A 2892-nucleotide genomic window follows, 5' to 3' on the forward strand; every position below is an offset into this window, starting at 1 on the left:
CACGACGAGGCCGGCGTCGCGCAGGTTCACGACGAGCTGCTCGAGGTAGGCCCGCGGGAGGTCCTCGTCCTCGGCGATCTCGGTCAGCGAGGCGGGCCCGCTGCCGTAGCGCCGGCCAAGCTGGGCCATCAGGCGGACGCCATACTCCCCCTTCGTCGAGAAGGAGACCGCGCCGGCGCTGTGGTAGGTCCGGGTGGACAGGGGACGATCCTCGAGCGTGGTCGCGTGCCGGGCGATCAGGGGCCTCCCGGGACGCGAGGTGAATTCCGACCAAAAGCGTCGGAAATGAGTATGGCAGGGCCGCCGGACGCCGTCAACGCCGCGGCGGGGTAGTAGTAAGAGTGGTCAGAAGTTGCCGCGGCACGCGGTCCTGACCCTCCAGGGTCGATCGAGCAGGAGTAGTCTTCCGGGAGCCACCTCGCGGGGGTTGTCCCGAATGCCCCTTCCCACCTCGCTGATCAGGCTGGCGCTCTTGCTGGCGCCGCTGGTGAGTGTGTCGGCGACCCCAATGCCCACGCGAGCGGCGGGTCCGATGCCACTCGCGCTCTCCCACCGCATTGCGACACCCCAGGTCATCCCGTCGGCGGCGGCGCTCTCAATCCGGCCAGGATCCTTGGTGCCCTCGAGGCAGCAGAGGCAGGAAGTCCCCCTCCGGCGTCCCCCCGCGGCCAGCGTAGGCCAAGGGGTGCCCGGGATGACTGCTCCGTCACCGCGGTTGGTCGTGGCTCGCGGCTTGACTTCCGGTGCGCGTGCGTCCCTCGCTCCACAGACCTCGTCGGTCATGTCGACAGGCGCCTTCTCCGGCATCTCGCAGTGCGACTACCTATGTACGGAACCGCCTGATCCTTGGGTCGCCGTCGGCCCGAACCACATCGTGCAGGCCGTCAACGGGACGATCCGAATCAGCTCGCGCGCCGGCGCAACGCTCGCGAGTATCCCGTTCGCGACCTTCTTCGTCGAACCCGCTGGTCAGGTGGTGGAGACCGACCCTCGGGTGCTCTGGAGCACGGCCCAGGGACGGTGGATCGCGAGTGAGCTGAGTTACGATTGCTCGTCCGGCTATCTGTACCTTGCCGTGTCGACCGGAAGCGACCCGACAGGCGCATGGAATGTCTACCGGCTGCCATTTGTTGGGTCCCTCCCCGACTACGACGGCCTCGGCATGTCGTCGGACAAGGTGGTTATCTCGGCGAACCAGTACCCACTTATCCCGCGCGGGAGCTCTTGCGATGGCGGGCCATCGTCGAGCGGTGCGACCCTCGACATCATCGACTGGTCGCAACTCCTCGCAGGCGGGACAATCTCCTACACGGAGACCGGCCCCGATCCGGCGCTCTTCACCTGGCGGCCGGCAACCGAGCTCTCCTCCACGAGTACGCTGCCGGCCATCGTTGAGGACCTGAACGGCGGCAGCCTGGACGTCGGATACGCGACGATCAGCGGCACGAACACCGCAGGGACCGTCTCGGTGAGCGGCGTCGTCGACCTCACGACGGCCGGCGTCGTCTCGAGCTTCCTCCCTCCGCCAACACCGGTCGGGGCTACCGCGTTCAACGCGGGCACGATCGATGAGCGCCCCACCGACGCGCTCTGGCAGAACGGTCGGCTCTGGTTCGTGTCGACCTATCCGTGCATTCCGGCCGGCGATTCGGTCCAGCGGGACTGTGTCCGCGCCACGGCCCTCGACACCTCGACCGCGACACCGACCCTGAGTCAGGACTTCCTCGCGGGATACCAGGGCTATTACTTCTTCGCGGGCGGAATCGGCCTCGGCTCGAATGGGACGCTTTACGAGGTGTTCTCCGTCTCCTCGGCCACGACCGCCATCTCGACCTACGCCACGGCGCAGCTCTCGACCGACCCGGCCGACACGTACGGACCGCTCACGCTCCTCAAGGCCGGCCAGGCCACCTACAGCGGGTCGCGCTGGGGCGACTATGTCGGCGTCGCCCAAGATCCCGCGAACCCGCTCGCGGTCTGGCAGGGCGACGAGTACCCGAACGGCGCCGGCCGGTGGTCAACCTGGATCTCGCAACTGGTCGCACCGACCGCGCCGGGTGCCCCGACGGCTGTCAGCGCGTCCGCGGGCACCGGGCAGGCGACCGTCTTCTGGACGCCCCCGGCCTCCGATGGCGGCTCCGCGATCACCGGGTACACCGCCACCTCATCGCCGGGCGGCCTGACCTGCACCACGTCAGGCGCTCTTCTCTGCACCGTCGGCGCCCTAGCGAACGGCACCCCGTACACATTCACAGTCACGGCGACGAACGCAGTCGGAGCCGGCCCACCCTCGAGCCCGTCAGTCGCCGTCACGCCATATGCCGCCGCCACGTACCACGCCCTGACCCCGACCCGGATCCTCGATCCCCGCTACGGTATCGGCCTCAACGGGCCCTTCAGCTCCCATGTCGCGCGGACCTTCCAGGTGACCGGGATGGGCGGGGTGCCAGGGGGCGCGATCGCGGTGACCGGCAACCTGACCGTCACCGAGCAGACGGCCCTCGGCTACCTCTACCTGGGCCCGAACGCGACGAACAACCCGACGAGCTCGACCCTCAACTTCCCCGTCGGTGACAACCGGGCCAACGGGGTGACGGTCGCCCTCGGCGCCGGCGGGACTCTGTCGGCGACCTATGCCGCGAACAACCCGACCGCCACCGCCCAGGTCATCTTCGATGTGACCGGCTACTTCACGCCCTAAGTGTCTCGTGCCGCTGATGTCTAGCGGCATCGCGTGATGCTCGGTACGATGCCGGTCGCCCCGTCGCGTCGGTTCGGGCCGGCGCGCCCGTTCTCCGGAGCGTGGGGCCGCACGTGCAGCCCGCGCGACACCTCGTCGCTGCCAGCCGGATCGACGCCCGTTGTCACCAGGCGAGGATCTGATCACGGAGG

The 2892-nt window shown here is 68.8% G+C and carries 2 protein-coding genes; one reads left to right on the forward strand and one right to left on the reverse strand.

Features of this window, described 5'->3' with window-relative positions; genetic code table 11:
* On the reverse strand, positions 1 to 240 hold a 240-nt coding region (locus VF825_RS20080; RefSeq protein WP_414695798.1), incomplete at its 3' end, for an Rrf2 family transcriptional regulator.
* Between the two features lie 541 nt (positions 241 to 781).
* On the opposite strand from VF825_RS20080, the gene VF825_RS07805 reads away from it, so the two are divergent.
* A complete protein-coding gene (locus VF825_RS07805) occupies positions 782 to 2701 on the forward strand; it encodes a fibronectin type III domain-containing protein (RefSeq protein ID WP_331111889.1) in 1920 nt (639 codons plus the stop codon).
* Positions 2702 to 2892: the final 191 nt, after the last annotated feature.

Source organism: Oryzihumus sp., from assembly GCF_036391795.1.
In the GTDB taxonomy this organism is placed as follows: Bacteria; Actinomycetota; Actinomycetes; order Actinomycetales; family Dermatophilaceae; genus Oryzihumus.

Bases quoted from the DNA above. Each gene is read 5' to 3' on its own strand.
- VF825_RS07805 (WP_331111889.1), top strand. From the start codon at position 782: ATGTCGACAGGCGCCTTCTCCGGCATCTCGCAGTGCGACTACCTATGT.